Origin of the sequence: Pseudoalteromonas sp. XMcav2-N (assembly GCF_024124545.1) — a bacterium.
Classification (GTDB): domain Bacteria; phylum Pseudomonadota; class Gammaproteobacteria; order Enterobacterales; family Alteromonadaceae; genus Pseudoalteromonas.
Window position 1 is genome coordinate 672,132 of the sequence record NZ_JAMXSF010000001.1, and the last position, 17,025, is coordinate 689,156.

Genomic DNA, 17,025 nt, shown 5'->3' on the forward strand with positions numbered 1-17,025 from the left:
CGCTGTGTATTTTGATTACAAAAAAGTGAGCTGCATTATAGCATGTAAATCAAGGTGCCCGGAAGTCGCGGGTTGATTAATCCCAAGTTTTTCGTGACGGGGTTATTTTGCCTTCACCACCTGATATTGACCGTTATCAATCCCATCCAGGGTATAGGGTCCGATCCGGTAACGTATTAGTCTCAGTGTAGGGTGGCCGACATGCGCTGTCATGCGCCGAACCTGGCGATTACGGCCCTCAGATATGGTAATTTCAAGCCAGCTGGTGGGAATGTTTTTGCGTTCGCGAATAGGCGGATTACGTGGCCAAACGGTTGGTGCTGTGATCAGGTTAACCTTGGCGGGTCGGGTAGGACCATCTTTGAGGACGACGCCATCACGCAGTGCCTGCAGGGCAGCTTGGTCTGGCTCGCCCTCTATCTGGACCCAGTAGGTCTTGTCGGTTTTTTTACCCGGTTCAGTCAGCTTATGCTGTAAGCGGCCGCAATTGGTGAGCAACAGCAGACCCTCGCTATCACGGTCAAGCCTGCCAGCAGCGTATACGCCTTTTATATCAACAAAGTCGGCGAGTGTCTGACGGTTTTGATCGTCTGTAAACTGGCATAGCACGTCAAAAGGCTTATTGAACAGCACCACCTTCACCTGATCAGGCGAAACCCTCGGCTTGGCTGCACGTTTAGGGCCTGAGCGTTGGTTGACTGGACGCTTAGCAGAGGTGCGGTTAGGTGCATGTGGTCGGTTTTTCTGGCGTGGTGCGGGCATAGTTACATGTTTAGCAAATAGAGCGATGGCGCGAGTGTAGCAAAGATTGGAGCCAAATAAAAAAGGTGGCTAATGAGCCACCTTTTTTCTGTTGAATGGCGAGTTACACCATGCTTGCTAATACGTCGTTAAACGTTTTGCTGGGACGCATTGCGTCAGCAGCCAGCGTATCGTTAGGCTGGAAGTATCCGCCGATATTCATCGCTTGACCCTGAACGTCGTTCAGTTCACTGACGATTGCCGCTTCGTTGTCGGTCAGACCTTTTGCAACGTCTGCGAATTTAGCCTTAAGCTCAGCATCTTCTGATTGCTCTGCAAGTGCTTGTGCCCAGTACATAGCCAGGTAGAAGTGACTACCACGGTTGTCCAGCTCTTTCACTTTACGTGATGGAGACTTATTCTCGTCCAGGAATTTACCTGTCGCGGCGTCCAGAGTATCAGCCAGAACTTGTGCCTTGCTGTTACCAGTCGCCTGGCTCAGGTGCTCTAAAGACGCAGCCAGTGCCAGGAACTCACCCAGAGAATCCCAACGCAGATGGTTCTCTTTTTCGAACTGCTGAACGTGTTTAGGTGCAGAGCCGCCCGCACCCGTTTCGAACAGACCACCGCCGTTCATCAGAGGAACGATAGACAGCATTTTTGCGCTGGTGCCAAGTTCAAGAATAGGGAACAGGTCAGTCAGGTAGTCACGTAGTACGTTACCAGTCACAGAAATAGTATCCTGACCGTCTTTCATTCTCGCCAGTGAGAACTCAGTGGCTTCAACTGGTGCAAGGATGTGAATTTCCAGACCATCAGTATCATGTTCTGGCAGGTAGGCATTTACTTTCTTGATCAGCTCAGCATCGTGTGCACGGTTTTCGTTCAACCAGAATACCGCTGGGGTATTTGATGCGCGTGAACGGTTTACAGCAAGCTTAACCCAGTCTCTGATTGGTGCATCTTTTACCTGACACATACGCCAGATATCACCTTGCTCTACGTCATGCTGAAGCAGTACGTTACCGGCTTGATCAACAACGCGGATTTGACCTGCTGATGGTGCTTCGAAAGTTTTGTCGTGTGAACCGTATTCTTCTGCTTTTTGTGCCATCAGACCAACGTTAGGGATAGTACCCATAGTACGAGGATCAAACGCGCCGTGCTCTTTACAGAACTCAATGGTTGCCTGATAAACACCAGAATAACAACGGTCTGGAATTACAAAGCTGGTGTCTTGCTGCTTACCTTCGGCGTTCCACATCTGACCGCTGGTACGGATTGCAGCTGGCATTGATGCATCGATGATCACATCACTTGGTACGTGCAGGTTAGTGATACCGCGGTCAGAGTCAACCATTGCAATGCTCGGGCGTACATCATAAACCGCAGCCAGGTCAGCTTCGATTTCAGCACGTGCTGCGTCATCCAGGCTGGCAAGCTTATTGTATACATCGCCGATACCGTTGTTGACATCTACACCTAGCTTTTCGAAGGTTTCGCCGTGTTTTTCAAATACTTCTTTGTAGAAAACTTTTACAGCGTGGCCAAAGATGATCGGGTCAGAGACCTTCATCATAGTGGCTTTCATGTGCAGTGAGAACAGTACACCTTTTTCTTTGGCTGCTTCAACTTCCGCTTCCAGGAAGCTGCGTAATGCCGCTACGCTCATACGAGAAGCATCAATGATTTCGCCAGCTAACAACGGCGTACTTTGTTTAAGCACAGATACTGTACCATCTGCTGCAACGTGTTCAATAGAGACGTCAGTTGCTTCGGTAACAGTTGTTGACTGCTCAGAACCAAAGAAGTCACCTTCGCTCATGCTGGCAACATATGACTTTGAATCTTTTGACCAGGCACCCATTGAGTGTGGGTTTTTACGCGCATATGCTTTTACGGAAGCTGGCGCGCGGCGGTCTGAGTTACCTTCACGTAGAACAGGGTTTACTGCACTACCTTTGATTTTGTCGTAAGTCGCTTTGATTGCAGCTTCTTTGTCGTCTTTTGGCTCTTCTGGATAGTCTGGAAGGGCGTAACCTTTTTCCTGCAGCTCTTTAATGGTGGCTTTCAACTGAGGGATAGACGCACTAATATTAGGGAGTTTGATGATATTGGCTTCTGGCGTTTTTGCCAGCTCGCCCAGCTCTGCCAGAGCATCACCAATTCTCTGCTCTTCGCTCAGAAACTCGGGGAAGTTAGCAATGACACGGCCTGCCAGTGAGATATCACGGGTTTCAACTTCAACACCAGCCGCTTTGGTATAAGCCTGAATAACTGGCAATAGAGAATAAGTTGCCAGAGCCGGCGCTTCATCTGTTTTAGTGTAAATAATTTTTGATGTCATCATCATTCCTAGATAGTTTAGGGCTAAACAGCCGTTCAACAAAGCAAAAGCTTGCTATTCAAGGACGTATCCGCATACACGATCTTTATTCAGCCATCCGCTTGGTAACCTGTATTGGGGTCATCAAGCGGATGGTTGAGTTCGGCATATAGCAAGTTTGTTAGGTATTGTTACTAGTTTGGGACAATAAAAATATCTAACACACCTGACGCGTTTTTGGGCCAGCTACAACGAAGCCCGACCTGACACCGGCGGGGATTGTATCAACCAAATCACTAAGTCGCTAATGCAATTTAATAAAGATATAAAATTTTATGAACTAAGATGGAAGAAATGAGACTAATTGATGAAGGGATTAAGCGAGAAACAAACGTAACCCGCTTTGAGTGTGCCAAAAAATATTGCAATAGCTACACGACTTCGTCCGCAAGCGGCGCAATGTTGGTAGCGTGCAGGCCTTTGGGACCTTCTTGCAGATCGAATGTTACATCCTGACCAGCTTTAAGCGTTTTGTATCCATCCATTACAATCGTGGAGTAATGGGCAAAGATATCTTCCTCGCTGCCGTCTTCTACGATGAAACCAAACCCTTTGGCGTTGTTGAACCATTTGACTTTTCCGCAAGCCATACTTCTACATCCTTCTATAAGTTGACTAAATTAAGTTAATCTAACCTTTGAAATTTGCTAAGCTGCCCATATGATGATTATGTCCAGCTAGGTAAAGACTGTAGTTTATTTGGCCAGACAGTCAAGTTTTTAAAGCGATTTTTTAACAATTTATTTATTTTTCAATTCAAGTTGCTTGAGTTGATAAGACAAGACTATATTTTATTATGACTGGGACAAACGAATCTGGTGTGGTTGACGCGGTACGCGACGAACAGAAGCAAAAGTTACAACCGCCGCGCAAGTACAAAGTGATTTTAAACAATGATGATTACACACCTATGGACTTTGTCATTGAAGTTTTGATGACATTTTTCAGTATGGATAGCGAAAGAGCAACTGATGTGATGCTGAAAGTACATCACGAGGGAAAAGCGGTATGTGGACTGTATCCTGCCGACATTGCCCATACAAAGGCTGAGCAGGTAAATCGATATGCTCGGGATCACGAGCACCCGCTGCTCTGTAGTTGTGAGCAGGAATGACCTTATATATTCTCGTTGGGGGTTGCCAATGCTAAATAAAGACTTAGAAATTACTCTGAATACCGCGTTTCGTGAGGCGAGAAATCGTCGCCACGAATTTATGACGGTAGAACACTTACTGCTCGCATTGATTGATAACCCCTCTGCCAGTGAAGCACTAAATGCGTGTGGTGTTGAAACAGAGGGGCTAAAACGGGAGTTATCAGAATTTATTGATGAGACCACTCCTGTCATTCCAGATTTAGAAGAAGACCGTGAAACGCAGCCGACACTTGGCTTTCAGCGTGTATTGCAACGGGCTGTTTTTCATGTGCAGTCCTCTGGTCGCAATGAAGTGACCGGAGTGAATGTATTGGTTGCCATTTTCTCTGAGCAGGAAAGCCAGGCTGTTTATCTTCTTAAAAAGGCGGATGTAAGTCGTCTGGACATTGTTAACTACATTAGCCACGGCATTTCAAAATCGGATGATGAAGTTGAGCCTGAAGATAGCGAAGAGATGCATGAAGAAAGCCATGAAACAGCCTCTGAAGAAAAGACTAAACTGGAAAACTTCACTGCCAATCTGAATGTGATGGCAAAAGCGGGTCAAATAGATCCTTTGGTTGGTCGCGATCAGGAAGTAGAACGAACCATCCAGGTTTTATGCCGCAGAAAGAAAAACAATCCACTGTTAGTGGGAGAAGCGGGTGTCGGTAAAACAGCCATTGCTGAAGGTCTGGCATATCGTATTGTGAATGAGCTGGTACCTGATGTGATTGCGGATGCCGTAGTGTACTCGTTGGACATGGGCGCTTTGCTTGCCGGCACTAAGTACCGGGGCGACTTTGAGAAACGCTTTAAAGCATTGTTGAAAGAGCTACAGGCAAAGCCAAACGCCATTTTATTCATTGATGAAATCCATACCATCATAGGTGCCGGTGCCGCGTCAGGGGGGGTTATGGATGCCTCTAATCTGATCAAACCTCTGCTGTCTAGCGGTCAGCTGCGTTGTCTTGGTTCGACAACTTATTCTGAGTTCAAAAACATCTTTGAAAAAGATCGAGCCCTGGTGCGTCGATTCCAGAAAATCGACATTGTGGAACCAAGCGTTGCCGACACCGCCAAAATTCTCAGCGGCCTGAAAGAGCGTTACGAGGAACATCATGGTATACGCTACACGCAAAAAGCGTTGAAGGCTGCGGCTGAGCTAAGCGCAAAATACATTAATGAGCGTCATTTGCCTGACAAAGCTATTGACGTGATTGATGAAGCGGGTGCTAATCAGCGTCTGTTGCCTGCTTCACGTCGCAAAAAGACCATTGGTGTATCGGATATCGAGCAGATAGTGTCTAAAATTGCGCGTATTCCTCAGCAAAACGTGTCTTCAAGCGACAAAGAAGTCCTCAAGAACCTTGATCGTAACCTTAAAATGCTGGTTTTTGGTCAGGACGAATCTATCGATGCATTAACTTCTGCAATTCGACTGTCACGTTCAGGCCTGGGTAGTGAGGATAAGCCAATTGGGTCGTTCTTATTTGCTGGTCCTACAGGTGTGGGTAAAACGGAAGTCACCAAGCAATTGGCCAAATGTATGGGCATTGAGTTTGTGCGTTTTGATATGTCGGAATACTCAGAGCGTCATGCTGTAAGCCGTCTGATAGGTGCGCCTCCCGGTTATGTAGGGTTTGAACAGGGTGGCTTACTGACTGATGCGGTGATTAAGCATCCACACTCTGTGGTGTTGCTGGACGAAATTGAAAAGGCACACCCGGACATTTACAACATTCTGTTGCAGGTAATGGACCATGGTACCCTGACGGATAACAATGGTCGTAAAGCTGATTTCCGTAACGTGATAGTCGTGATGACAACTAACGCGGGTGTGCAGGAAACTGTCCGTCAGTCTATAGGCTTCCAGGAGCAGGACCATTCACATGATGCGCTGGTTGAGATCAATAAGGTATTCACCCCTGAGTTTAGAAACCGTTTAGACAATATCATTTGGTTTAATCACCTTGAAAAAGACGTTATTTTACAGGTGGTAGACAAGTTTATTGTCGAGTTACAAGCTCAGCTTGATAAGAAGTCCGTGTGCCTGGATTTAACTAATGAAGCCAGAGATTGGTTGGCAGATATAGGGTATGACAAGTCTATGGGGGCACGCCCAATGGCCAGGGTAATTCAGGACAATCTTAAAAAGCCACTGGCGAACGAGATCTTGTTCGGTGAATTGATTGACGGAGGGACGGTCACTATTTCGGTTAAAGATAAAAAGCTGGCATTTAAGTTTGAATCCAGCGTAGCAGAGCCCGCCTAAATTGGAGCGAAGATAACAAAAAGCCCGGCATTTGCCGGGCTTTTTGTTTTAATCGTCTCTTTGTACGACTCAGCCGGTTGTGGCAAGTGTACCTGAGCTGGGCGAATTAACGCGCGCGGAAGACGATGCGTCCTTTGCTCAGGTCATAAGGTGTCATTTCAACAGTCACCTTGTCGCCGGTCAAAATGCGGATGTAGTTTTTACGCATTTTACCAGAGATATGTGCCACAACTACGTGACCATTTTCCAATTCAACACGGAACATAGTATTTGGTAAAGTGTCAAGGACCGTGCCTTGCATTTCAATAACGTCTTCTTTCGCCATGGGGAGCGTATCACCTCTTTGATAGTTTAACGGTGCAGATTTTGCCGAAAAGCGCGCGATAAGTAAAGGCGGGAGCGCGAATTTTGTAATCTAAATGTTTACCCAAGCATCGCTTTTGAATTGTTGTGCGGGTAAATATTGCTGCTTGTAGCGCATTTTAGGGCAGGCGTCTATCTGATAACCCAGGTAAAGGTAGGTTTTATCATGCAGACGCGCATAGTTGAGTTGTGCCATGATCATAATGGTACCTAAGCTAAGCTCTGCATAGTCAGGATCAAAAAAGGTATAGATGGCAGAGAGGGCCGTGGGCATAGTATCTGTTACAGCAACGGCTATCAGCTGGTCTTTGTGCCACAGTTCGATAAAAGTGACAGGCAGCCAGCGACAAAACAAGAAGCTTTCATACTGAAGCCGGTTAGGCGGGTACATCGAACCATCGGAATGCCTCATGGTAATATACTTTTCGTAAAGCGGGTAGTAGCCTGGTTGCTCCTGAGTGTTATATTCAAAGTGAAACTCTGAGTTAATTTTATTCCATTTACGCTTTTGAGAGCGAGATGGTTGATAGTCATTAGCCAGCACACGAACAGACTGACAGGCCTGACAAGCAGGGCAGTGGGGGCGGTATATCTGGTCGCCGCTGCGGCGAAATCCAAATGAGAGCAAAGTTTCAAAGCGCACTGGCGTATAACAGTTACTATCCAGGATCACCAGTAACTGTTCTTTTTGGTCAGCCAGATAGCTGCAATCAAATTGTTGGCTCAGGCCAATTTTTGAAGGGAAATGTTCAGTCATATATCGCCCTCAATGGTTGCGGATGCCACATCGTTTCAGGCACTTGATAATGGCTTGCTGATCTAAGTTTAGCTAAAAATTCTTTTCTTGATATGACTTTTGCACCCAGAGAGAGTAAATAGGGGTTTTCCAGCTGGCAATCTACAAAATGAGCCCCATGTTGCCTGAGCCAATTGACAAGTGCCCACATTGCTAGCTTTGACGCATCAGGCACACGGTAAAACATTGACTCACCACAAAAAACACCGTTTAACATAACACCATATAAGCCGCCTATTAACGTACCCTGTTGCCATACTTCAACACTATGAACAAAGCCCTCTTTATGACCCTGAATATAGGCGTTCAGCATGGCTTTGTTTATCCAGGTACCTTCCTTATCGACCCTTTGTTGCCGACACGCCATGATAACCTGCTCAAAAGCGGTGTTTATCGTGACGTCAGGTGCCAGTTTACGGACAGACTTTCTGAGCGAGCGGCTGATATGAAACTGATCCAATTCCATGATGCCGCGCTCACTGGGTGCCCACCACATAATCGGTTCCCTTTCATTGAACCAGGGGAAAATACCTTGCTGGTAGGCTCGGCGCAGTCTTGCTGTGCTCAGGCATCCCCCTACGGCCAGCAAGCCATCAGGGTCTTTGAGTGCAAAATGACAAGGAGGAAAAATAAAGTCAGTGGCAGACAGATGAAACAATTGCTGTGTCATATTGGCGGTTCTGAATAACAAACTAAAAACCTGAAGTATGACACCAGTCTAACCTATTTTAGGCCAGGAGTGGGGATTTTATATTGAAGACGTGTTTTTAGAAACACGTCTTCATTCACGCTGGGATTACTTCAGGTTATCCAAGTAACGTTCAGCGTCTAATGCAGCCATACAGCCAGTGCCGGCGGAGGTAATGGCCTGGCGATAGATGTGATCAGACACATCACCTGCAGCAAATACGCCTTCAACACTGGTTTGAGTCGCATTACCATTCAGACCCGACTGTACAACCAGGTAGCCATCTTTCATTTCCAGCTGGCCTGCAAACATGTCTGTATTGGGTTTGTGACCAATCGCAATAAAGACACCGGCGAGATCAAGCTGCTCAGTAGCATCTGAGTCAGTATCTTTAATACGAATACCGGTAACGCCCATGTCGTCGCCCAGTACTTCATCCAGCGTTTTGTTCAGATGCAGAACAACGTTACCGTTGTTAGCTTTTTCCATCAGACGATCTGAGAGAATTTTTTCGCTTCGGAAAGTATCACGTCTGTGGATCACATGTACTTCTTCAGCGATGTTTGACAGATAAAGTGCTTCTTCAACGGCGGTATTACCACCACCAACAACAGCGACTTTTTGGCCACGATAGAAGAACCCGTCACAGGTTGCACAAGCCGATACACCACGACCCTGGAAGTTTGTTTCAGATTCCAGGCCCAGGTATTTCGCTGAAGCGCCTGTTGCAATGATGAGGGCATCACATGTGTAAGTACCTTGATCGCCAGTCAGGGTGAAAGGGCGCTTAGTAACATCTACTTTGTTTATGTGATCAAAAATGATTTCAGTTTCAAAACGCTCGGCATGCTCTTTCATACGATCCATCAGTGCAGGACCAGTTAGACCATGTGCATCGCCAGGCCAGTTTTCAACTTCTGTTGTTGTGGTCAACTGACCACCTTGCTGCATACCCGTGATAAGTACAGGATTTAGATTTGCTCGTGCAGCATAGACTGCGGCTGTGTAGCCAGCAGGACCTGAGCCCAAGATCAACAGTTTGCAATGTTTTGCATCAGTCATGTAAACAATTCCTAAAATAAAATTTCTATCTTCTCTAGTAAGTGCTGCCGATTCTATGAAATTCAAGCCAGAAGTAAAATAAATTGCAAAAATCGATTTTTTATAAAATCAGAAGCTGTCAAATATACTGTACTTGATGAGAATTTGTGCCATAGCGCCGTAAATGATCGGTATTTCATGACCTGAGAGTTTTTTTTTGCTATGTTCTAGGGAATTTTTCTCTGTCTATTTGACGTTAGTCTGTTTTTAAAGGTAGTTATGGCATTTTGGCAGGATAAACCTGGGTTTGCACTGGACGCACAAAGCTGCGAAATACTGACTGATGCGAAACAGTATCATGCGCAACTTTTGTCACTTATCCGTGGTGCACAACAGCGCATCTACTTGACCGCACTGTATTTACAGGACGATGAAGCGGGTCGCGAAGTATTAACCGCGCTACATGAGGTGGCTTCGGCGCGCCCACATCTTGAGATCCACGTACTGGTTGATTTTCATCGGGCACAGCGCGGGCTGATAGGTGAAGCCAAATCTGAGGGTAACGCAAAGCTGTATTGCGACATGCAAGCCGAGTTTGGCTCAAGTGTAAAAGTGTATGGTGTGCCGGTAAAGGCCAAAGAATTGTTTGGCGTTTTACACCTTAAAGGTTTTGTTATCGACGGCACCGTTTTGTACAGTGGCGCCAGCATTAATAATGTGTACTTGCAACATGGCGATAAGTACCGCCTGGATCGCTATTTTGTGATTGAAAATAGTGCGTTGGCAGCTAGTTTCTGTCATTTCCTGGATACTTATTTATTATCCAGCGAGGCTGTGCCGAGGTTGGATGTCCGCCCGCTAAAGCCATTTTCTGAGTTGAAGGTGGCGCAAAAGCAACTGATGAAGCAGCTTAAAAAAGCACAGTACGATATGCGCTCAGCAACTGCTACAGATGGCTTAAATGTCCGTGCCTTTTTAGGCTTTGGTCGTCGAACGAATAAGCTAAACCGCCTGATTAAGGCCTTGTTTGATACCACTGAACGTGAGCTGCTTTTATACACGCCATACTTTAACTTTCCGGCGCCGTTGCTACGGTCATTGCGCCGTTTGCTCAAAGAAGGTAAAACAGTCACCATAGTGATTGGTGATAAAACCGCAAATGATTTTTACATTGCGCCCGATCAGCCGTTTAGTCGCATTGGTGCCTTACCTTATTTGTACGAGACTATTTTGTACAAGTTTCTTAAGTCGCAACGGCGCTACATCAACTCCGGGCATTTAAATGTGTACCTATGGCGCGATGGAAACAACTCATTCCACTTAAAAGGGATTAACCGTGACAATCAGGTCCATCTGATGACAGGGCACAACCTTAACCCTCGCGCCTGGGGGTTGGACATTGAAAACGGTATTTTGATCGAAGATCCGGCGCAAAAGCTCGAGCAAGCGATAACTCAGGAGCGAGAGGCGATCCTGGCTAATTGTACTAAGCTCAGCGGACCCCAGGATTTAGAAACAATTGATGATTACCCGTCTGCGGTGAAGAAAATTCTCGGACAGGCAAAACGAGTGAAAGTCGACTTTATCATTAAAAAGTTTATTTAAAAAAGGGCCGTCAGGCCCTTTTTATTGTCTACTCTATTCTGCGCTTTGGTAAGCATGGCTATGCACATTAGCTGCCCGGCCGGATGGATCGGCATTTTGCTCAAAAGACGCATCCCAGGCCAGCGCCTCGGGTGTTGAGCAGGCAACGGATTTACCATGCGGAACGCATTTGGCTGCCGCATCGCCCGGGAAGTGAGATTCAAAAATGCAGCGATAGTAATAGGCTTCTTTACTGTCAGGCGTATTTATGGGGAAGCGGTACTCGGCACTGGCCAGCTCCTGATCGCTGACCTTGTCATTCACATACTCTTTTAATGAGTCAATCCAGGAATACCCAACGCCGTCAGAGAATTGCTCTTTTTGACGCCACAGCACCTCATCAGGGAGATAGCCATCAAATGCCTCCCGAATAATATGTTTCTCAATGCGGCCCTCTTTGCACATCTTATATTCAGGGTTGGTGCGCATGGCGATATCTACGAACTCTTTGTCCAGGAACGGAACCCTTGCTTCCACACCCCAGGCTGCCATGGATTTGTTGGCGCGCAGGCAATCAAACATATGCAGCTTGGCTACCTTACGGTTAAGCTCTTCATGGAACTCCTGACTATTGGGCGCTTTGTGGAAATACAAGTAACCACCAAATAATTCATCGGCACCTTCACCAGAGAGTACCATTTTAATGCCCATAGCCTTGATATAGCGGGCCATCAGGTACATTGGTGTCGAGGCACGTACGGTCGTCACGTCATAGGTTTCCAGATGATAAATAACCTCTTTCAGTGCATCGATGCCTTGCTGTACTGTGAAATGAATAGGGTGGTGAACTGTGCCTATCTGATCCGCAACCTTTTGAGCAGCAGCCAGATCAGGTGAGCCTTCAAGTCCGATAGAAAAGGAGTGCAGTTTTGGCCACCAGGCTTCGGTCGCATCATCGTCTTCTATGCGTCGTGCGGCAAACTTTTGAGTGATGGCGGAGATAACCGATGAGTCGAGACCGCCCGAGAGTAACACACCATAGGGTACATCACACATTAGCTGACGCTTTACGGCTGCCTCAAGTGCGTCTTTAACTGTGTCTGCTGCGGCCTCGTTATCTTTAACGGCCTCAAACTGTTGCCAGTCTCGCTGATAATAGGATCTGAGTGTACCTTCTTTAGAATAAAGGTAATGCCCCGGCGGAAACTCTTCAATCTGGTTGCAAATTGGTGTAAGCGCTTTCATTTCACTGGCGACATAAAAGTTGCCATGCTGGTCTCGCCCTGTGTATAGCGGGATAATACCAATGTGATCGCGACCTATCAGATAGGAATCTTCCTGCTCATCATACAGACAAAAGGCAAAAATACCGTTCAGGTCATCGAGGAACTCAGGACCTTTTTGCTTATATAATGCCAGTAACACCTCACAGTCTGATTGAGTCTGGAACGTGAAGGGCACAGTGAGCTTCTGAGCCAGCTCTTTGTGATTATAGATTTCGCCATTGACTGCAAGAATGTGGGTTCGCTCCGGGTTATACAGTGGCTGGGCACCGCTGGACACGCCTACAATGGCGAGGCGCTCATGCACCAGAATGGCTTTATCACTGGCATAGACACCTGACCAGTCTGGACCGCGGTGTCTTAATCGCTTAGACATTTCTATTGCCTGCTCACGCAGAATGGCTGGGTCGGATTTGATCTCCAGCACACCAAAAATTGAACACATAATGACCTCATTCCTGTTAACTATTATTATCGAGTGCACACTCTGGTGACATCTCGTGCCCTTAGTACTATCAGAAATGAGATCGCAAGTCACATAAAAAACAGCGATTTTATTGGATAGATATTGCCCTGTTTTGGTGCAAAAATGAACCAAAACAGGGCATGTATCTTAGTGAGTGGTCCCCGCGGGTATCTGAAGATCACTGTCATGGCGCAGAGCGGATAAAATCATCACTTTGAGTGCATCAATCACCATAGTAGCGCCCATACTCGGTGCACCAGTGTGGTGCAGAGCCTGTTCGGGTAAATAAGGAATATGAATAAATCCTCCCCGACATTCGAGCTGATGCTCATGAATATAATGTAGAAGTCCGTACATCACATGATTACATACATAGGTGCCTGCAGTGTTTGAAATACTGGCCGGGATCTGTGCTTGCCTTAAATCATTGAGCATGTGCTTTACTGGCAACGCGGCAAAATAAGCCGCCGGGCCACCTGCCAACACGGGGGTATCTATGGGTTGTGCCCCCGCATTGTCAGCGATGCGGGCATCATTTACATTGATAGCCACACGCTCGATAGAAATATCGGAACGGCCCCCTGCCTGGCCAACACACAGCACCAGCGACGGAGCATATTTATCGATGGCACGGTTGAGCTGTGTCAGAGCATGGTCAAACTCGCAGGGGAGTTCTTTGGTGCGAATAGTGAACTCACCAATATGGCAGCCATCGAGCTGGTGTACCGCCTGCCATGAGGGGTTAACCGATTCTCCGCCGAAGGGTTCAAACCCGGTCAATAAAACGGTTTTGTGTGTTCCTTTAGTCATTGAAGATTACTCCATACATGAGCAAGATGTTGATAGCCAACAGGGACAGAGCCGTTGGGATCTGTACCTTAATAACCTGGTACTTGTCTTTTAGATCTAACAGCGCAGCAGGGACAATGTTGAAATTGGCTGCCATAGGTGTCATCAGCGTGCCGCAATAGCCAGAATACATACCGATTGCAACCAGCGGAGCCGCACTTGCGCCATGACCCTGAATTAAGAAAGGCACGGCAATACCGGCTGTCATTACTGGAAAGGCGGCAAATGCATTGCCCATGACCATAGTAAACAAGGCCATACCAACACAATAAATAACCACAAGCATGAAGCGGTTATCGGGTGAGACAAACAATGTGACCAGATCCTGAATGGCTGTGCCTGTATTGGATACAATGAAAACACCACCCAGCATCGCAAGCATTTGCGGCAGGATTGCAGCCCAGCCAATGGAATCAACCAGACGGCGTGATTCACCGAGTGCCTGAACCGGACTACCTCCTGTGAATTTCCAGCTCACTAGTAAAGCGATTGTACAAGCCAGGGTCAGTGCCGCGAGAGTGACATGGCTCTGATCGAAGACAAACAGACCTCCAATCTGGATATCCTTGAGCACAATGGTACAAATGACCGTGACAATGGGAATGAGAACCGCCGGAATAAACAATCTATTGCCAATCCTCGTGGCACTGGCTGTTTGCTCTTCCTCACTGGGTATATCGTAGTGGCCCATCGAAACTTTGCCCATGCCTGCCAGCACAGCGATGAGTATGACAAATACACCAACCCAGCGATAGGTGAGACTTTCTCCAAGGTAAGTGAGAGATAAGTCGCCAAATAAGAAAACGCTGCCAAACAAGCCCCAGAATAGTGCCGTGGTCAGTCGTTTGGGGTGGTGTTTATCTTGCAGTGTTTTGATGACCAGAAACAGCACGACAAAGCCGATAAGTAAATAAATATTTTCAATTGACAGTAAAGCAGGCTGCACGTCAGCAGTGGATCTCATCGCACTCATGCAAGCTCCTCCCTGGTGACCGGGCTCTGTGCATCTGATTGACTTTGTTCAGCATGCAAGGCAACTTGTGCGCGTATTTTGGCTTCAAGTCGTGCCAGACGGAACAGATGAACAATTAATGCGGCGATGGCGGTCGGAATTGCCCACAGACCAATATGCAGCGGTTCAATACCCGTTATGCCATTTTCTCTTAAGAAAGCATCCATTAATAGCACGGCGCCAAAGGCAATGAATATATCTTCACCAAAAAAGACGGCAATATTGTCACATGCCGCTGCATGTGCACTGATCAGGTCCCGAACGGGCTTGGGCAATTCACCATGCAGGTTGCTCGCAGCGCCAAGCGCCATAGGGGCAAGCAAAGGGCGGACGGTCTGGGGCTGACCTGCAAGATTAATTAAGCCGAGTGCGGCGCTGCACTCACGTACGACAAAATAGACGCTCATGATCCTCGCTGTGGTTGCGCCTTTGATACTCGCTATCCAACTCTTGGCGTGTTGTTGTAAACCATATCGTTCCAGAATCGCAATCACGGGGAGCAAGAGTAAAAAGCTTGCAAGCTGACGTGAATTAAGAAACTTCTCGCCGAAGGTTTCAAGCATGGTAAGAAAGTCTAAGTCAACCGCCCAGCCCGTAACGATGCCGGCACAGGTTACAACCAGCAGGGGGTTGAATCGCAGGGCAAACCCGAGGATCACCACTAAAATCCCACTAAGGGGTAAAAAATTAAGTTCACTCACGAAAAACTCCTGTCGCGATGGGTCAGCGCTATGCGCAATTGATTGAGATGATTTTGTTGTTTTTGTGTCTCCCGGCGTGCCTGGGTTTGGGTAGTCAGACTAAAACTGACCTGAGCGCCTGCAGCAAGCTGGGCAAGGTGTCGTAGATCGGCGCTGATCACCTGAGCTATCATCGGGTAACCACCGGTGGTCTGACAGTCGTTCAGCAGAACAATGGGCGCTCCGTTTGGTGGCAGCTGAACAGTACCAGGCAGCACAGCCTGACTGTTTATCGTAACCTGGTGACTGACTGGGACAGAGGTATTGAGGCGCATGCCCATCCGATTACTGTCGGCTGAAACCTGCCATTGCTGGCTACACAACAGTTGCTCTGTTGAGTGGTTCAGGTGTTTGCAATGGGGACCGGGCAGCACGCGGATTTGGCTTTGGTAGGGCGGTTGTAATGCACCTATACTTTGCTTTTCTGAACTGGCTTTATAGCTTAGCTGGTCCGCTGCTGATAACGCTTTACCTTCTATTCCGCCAAACCCTGCCTGTAGATCTGTGGAATCAGAGCCCATGACAGGGTGGAGATTGAAGCCTCCTTCTACACTGACATAGGCGCGCAGTGCGCTGGGGCTGGAAGCAAAACTGAGCACTTGCCCTGACTTAGCAAAGTAACGCCAGCCTGGTGTCAGTGCACAGTCGTCCAGGCGCGCATTGAGATCGCCGCCGGTCACGGCGAAGTTAGTTGGCTGATGAAAGCGCAACTGACTGAGACCGACCGTGATTTCAAGGACCGCAGTATCAGGAGGGTTGCCAAGTAAGGTGTTGGCAATTTTCATTGCCATAGGGTCGAGTACGCCGCTTTGTGTTACTCCCAGGTGACGATAGCCATATCGGCCAAGATCCTGAATGCACATCTGAACACCAGGTTTGATGATTTCTAGCACAGTCCCTCCTTTTGAGGCACAAATTTCACGTTATCACCTGGCTGGAGCAAACAAGGCGACAGGGCTTGGGCATCGAATAATCGTGTTGAGCTGTGCCCCAGCAGTCGCCAGCCACCCGGAGAGCCACTGGGGTAGATCGCACTGAGATCTTCTGCAATGGCAACCGAGCCTGCGGGTACCTGTGTTCTTGGTGAGTCCAGTCGGGCAACCTGAAGCTGCTGTGGTACCGTACCCAGATAGGCGAAGCCAGGTAAAAAGCCCAGAAACTTGACCTGATAAATCGGTGAACTATGTAACTCAACAATGTCCCGTGGCGACAGGCCTAGTTGAGCGGCCAGTGGCAAGAGATCCGGACCGGCTTCTTTACCGTAGATAACCGGGAGAGTATGTGTGGTCGGCTGAAAGTCTGCTGCACTCAGCTCTTCCCAGAGCGTCAAGAGTCGTTCTTGCCATGTGCTGCAGTGAGCGGGGTTTTTTAAAACCAGCGTGATAGAGGTTTTGCCAACCACGATGTCTCTGCCAACCCTCAGTTCTTGTAAGTGGCGATGCAATGCAAACAATCGGTTCTGTTGAGCATCATCGAGTCGGGTGCAATTAAGGTCGAGCACCACAGCTTGCTCACCAAGCAGATAAGTCTGTTCCTGATTCATGGTTTCTTATTTTCATTTTTTTATTGTCACACCAGATTAACCCTGAGATTTTGCCGGCGCGGCGGGGGCCCCGAGGCAAAGAATAGCAAGCTTATCATTGGCTGTCTTGTCCAATGTGTCCAA

16 protein-coding genes are annotated in these 17,025 nt (G+C 47.6%); 3 read left to right on the forward strand and 13 right to left on the reverse strand.

Features of this window, described 5'->3' with window-relative positions; genetic code table 11:
• Positions 1-102: 102 nt before the first annotated feature.
• The 3 genes from NH568_RS02750 to cspD form a co-directional block, all read right to left on the reverse strand.
• On the reverse strand, positions 103-762 hold the full coding sequence (locus tag NH568_RS02750; RefSeq protein ID WP_253044448.1) for a pseudouridine synthase: 660 nt from the start codon (positions 760-762) through the stop codon (positions 103-105).
• A 103-nt stretch (positions 763-865) separates the two neighbouring features.
• A complete protein-coding gene (locus NH568_RS02755; RefSeq protein WP_253044449.1) occupies positions 866-3,088 on the reverse strand; it encodes an NADP-dependent isocitrate dehydrogenase in 2,223 nt (740 codons plus the stop codon).
• Positions 3,089-3,498: 410 nt separating this feature from the next.
• The gene (cspD, locus tag NH568_RS02760) at positions 3,499-3,717 is read right to left on the reverse strand and encodes a cold shock domain-containing protein CspD (protein ID WP_046003210.1); all 219 of its coding nucleotides are present in this window, start codon (positions 3,715-3,717) and stop codon (positions 3,499-3,501) included.
• 206 nt (positions 3,718-3,923) lie between these two features.
• Between cspD and clpS the strand changes: the two genes are divergently transcribed.
• Together clpS and clpA are read left to right on the forward strand one after the other, a co-directional pair.
• On the forward strand, positions 3,924-4,241 hold the full coding sequence (gene clpS, locus NH568_RS02765; protein ID WP_054013812.1) for an ATP-dependent Clp protease adapter ClpS: 318 nt from the start codon (positions 3,924-3,926) through the stop codon (positions 4,239-4,241).
• Positions 4,242-4,269: 28 nt separating this feature from the next.
• Positions 4,270-6,537 carry an ATP-dependent Clp protease ATP-binding subunit ClpA gene (clpA, locus tag NH568_RS02770; RefSeq protein ID WP_253044450.1) on the forward strand — a complete coding sequence of 756 codons (2,268 nt, stop codon included), beginning with the start codon at positions 4,270-4,272 and terminating at the stop codon, positions 6,535-6,537.
• Positions 6,538-6,643: 106 nt separating this feature from the next.
• Here the strand turns inward: clpA and infA are convergent, their stop codons facing one another.
• From infA to trxB, 4 genes are all read right to left on the reverse strand, one after another.
• A complete protein-coding gene (gene infA / locus NH568_RS02775) occupies positions 6,644-6,862 on the reverse strand; it encodes a translation initiation factor IF-1 (protein WP_002962494.1) in 219 nt (72 codons plus the stop codon).
• 90 nt (positions 6,863-6,952) lie between these two features.
• Positions 6,953-7,657, reverse strand: coding sequence for an arginyltransferase (locus NH568_RS02780; protein ID WP_253044451.1), 705 nt, complete (start codon positions 7,655-7,657; stop codon positions 6,953-6,955).
• Positions 7,650-8,366 carry a leucyl/phenylalanyl-tRNA--protein transferase gene (gene aat, locus NH568_RS02785; protein ID WP_253044452.1) on the reverse strand — a complete coding sequence of 239 codons (717 nt, stop codon included), beginning with the start codon at positions 8,364-8,366 and terminating at the stop codon, positions 7,650-7,652. The genes NH568_RS02780 and aat overlap by 8 nt, the downstream gene beginning before the upstream one ends.
• Before the next feature lie 126 nt (positions 8,367-8,492).
• Positions 8,493-9,446, reverse strand: coding sequence for a thioredoxin-disulfide reductase (gene trxB / locus NH568_RS02790; RefSeq protein ID WP_054013808.1), 954 nt, complete (start codon positions 9,444-9,446; stop codon positions 8,493-8,495).
• A gap of 258 nt (positions 9,447-9,704) precedes the next feature.
• On the opposite strand from trxB, the gene pssA reads away from it, so the two are divergent.
• Positions 9,705-11,030: a CDP-diacylglycerol--serine O-phosphatidyltransferase gene (gene pssA, locus NH568_RS02795; protein WP_253044453.1), complete on the forward strand. Its 1,326-nt coding sequence runs from the start codon at positions 9,705-9,707 to the stop codon at positions 11,028-11,030.
• Positions 11,031-11,063: 33 nt separating this feature from the next.
• On the opposite strand, the gene asnB is transcribed toward pssA, so the two are convergent.
• The 6 genes from asnB to pxpB all read right to left on the reverse strand — a co-directional run bounded on the left by asnB (position 11,064) and on the right by pxpB (position 16,902).
• A complete protein-coding gene (gene asnB, locus NH568_RS02800; protein ID WP_253044454.1) occupies positions 11,064-12,737 on the reverse strand; it encodes an asparagine synthase B in 1,674 nt (557 codons plus the stop codon).
• Between the two features lie 168 nt (positions 12,738-12,905).
• The gene (pcp, locus tag NH568_RS02805) at positions 12,906-13,568 is read right to left on the reverse strand and encodes a pyroglutamyl-peptidase I (protein ID WP_253044455.1); all 663 of its coding nucleotides are present in this window, start codon (positions 13,566-13,568) and stop codon (positions 12,906-12,908) included.
• Positions 13,561-14,580, reverse strand: a complete 1,020-nt coding sequence (locus tag NH568_RS02810; RefSeq protein ID WP_253044456.1) for a DUF979 domain-containing protein — start codon at positions 14,578-14,580, stop codon at positions 13,561-13,563. The genes pcp and NH568_RS02810 overlap by 8 nt, the downstream gene beginning before the upstream one ends.
• Entirely contained in the window at positions 14,577-15,320 is a 744-nt protein-coding gene (locus tag NH568_RS02815) for a DUF969 domain-containing protein (protein ID WP_253044457.1), read from the reverse strand. The genes NH568_RS02810 and NH568_RS02815 overlap by 4 nt, the downstream gene beginning before the upstream one ends.
• Positions 15,317-16,252 (reverse strand): biotin-dependent carboxyltransferase family protein, encoded by a 936-nt coding sequence (locus NH568_RS02820; protein WP_253044458.1) that lies wholly within the window; start codon positions 16,250-16,252, stop codon positions 15,317-15,319. The genes NH568_RS02815 and NH568_RS02820 overlap by 4 nt, the downstream gene beginning before the upstream one ends.
• Positions 16,246-16,902 carry a 5-oxoprolinase subunit PxpB gene (gene pxpB, locus NH568_RS02825; protein ID WP_253044459.1) on the reverse strand — a complete coding sequence of 219 codons (657 nt, stop codon included), beginning with the start codon at positions 16,900-16,902 and terminating at the stop codon, positions 16,246-16,248. The genes NH568_RS02820 and pxpB overlap by 7 nt, the downstream gene beginning before the upstream one ends.
• Positions 16,903-17,025: the final 123 nt, after the last annotated feature.

Coding starts and splice junctions, on each gene's coding strand:
- clpA (WP_253044450.1), top strand. CDS start 4,270: ATGCTAAATAAAGACTTAGAAATTACTCTGAATACCGCGTTTCGTGAG.
- cspD (WP_046003210.1), bottom strand. CDS start 3,717: ATGGCTTGCGGAAAAGTCAAATGGTTCAACAACGCCAAAGGGTTTGGT.
- NH568_RS02750 (WP_253044448.1), bottom strand. CDS start 762: ATGCCCGCACCACGCCAGAAAAACCGACCACATGCACCTAACCGCACC.
- NH568_RS02780 (WP_253044451.1), bottom strand. CDS start 7,657: ATGACTGAACATTTCCCTTCAAAAATTGGCCTGAGCCAACAATTTGAT.
- pcp (WP_253044455.1), bottom strand. CDS start 13,568: ATGACTAAAGGAACACACAAAACCGTTTTATTGACCGGGTTTGAACCC.
- clpS (WP_054013812.1), top strand. CDS start 3,924: ATGACTGGGACAAACGAATCTGGTGTGGTTGACGCGGTACGCGACGAA.
- trxB (WP_054013808.1), bottom strand. CDS start 9,446: ATGACTGATGCAAAACATTGCAAACTGTTGATCTTGGGCTCAGGTCCT.
- NH568_RS02755 (WP_253044449.1), bottom strand. CDS start 3,088: ATGACATCAAAAATTATTTACACTAAAACAGATGAAGCGCCGGCTCTG.
- pxpB (WP_253044459.1), bottom strand. CDS start 16,902: ATGAATCAGGAACAGACTTATCTGCTTGGTGAGCAAGCTGTGGTGCTC.
- infA (WP_002962494.1), bottom strand. CDS start 6,862: ATGGCGAAAGAAGACGTTATTGAAATGCAAGGCACGGTCCTTGACACT.
- aat (WP_253044452.1), bottom strand. CDS start 8,366: ATGACACAGCAATTGTTTCATCTGTCTGCCACTGACTTTATTTTTCCT.
- pssA (WP_253044453.1), top strand. CDS start 9,705: ATGGCATTTTGGCAGGATAAACCTGGGTTTGCACTGGACGCACAAAGC.
- NH568_RS02810 (WP_253044456.1), bottom strand. CDS start 14,580: ATGAGTGCGATGAGATCCACTGCTGACGTGCAGCCTGCTTTACTGTCA.
- asnB (WP_253044454.1), bottom strand. CDS start 12,737: ATGTGTTCAATTTTTGGTGTGCTGGAGATCAAATCCGACCCAGCCATT.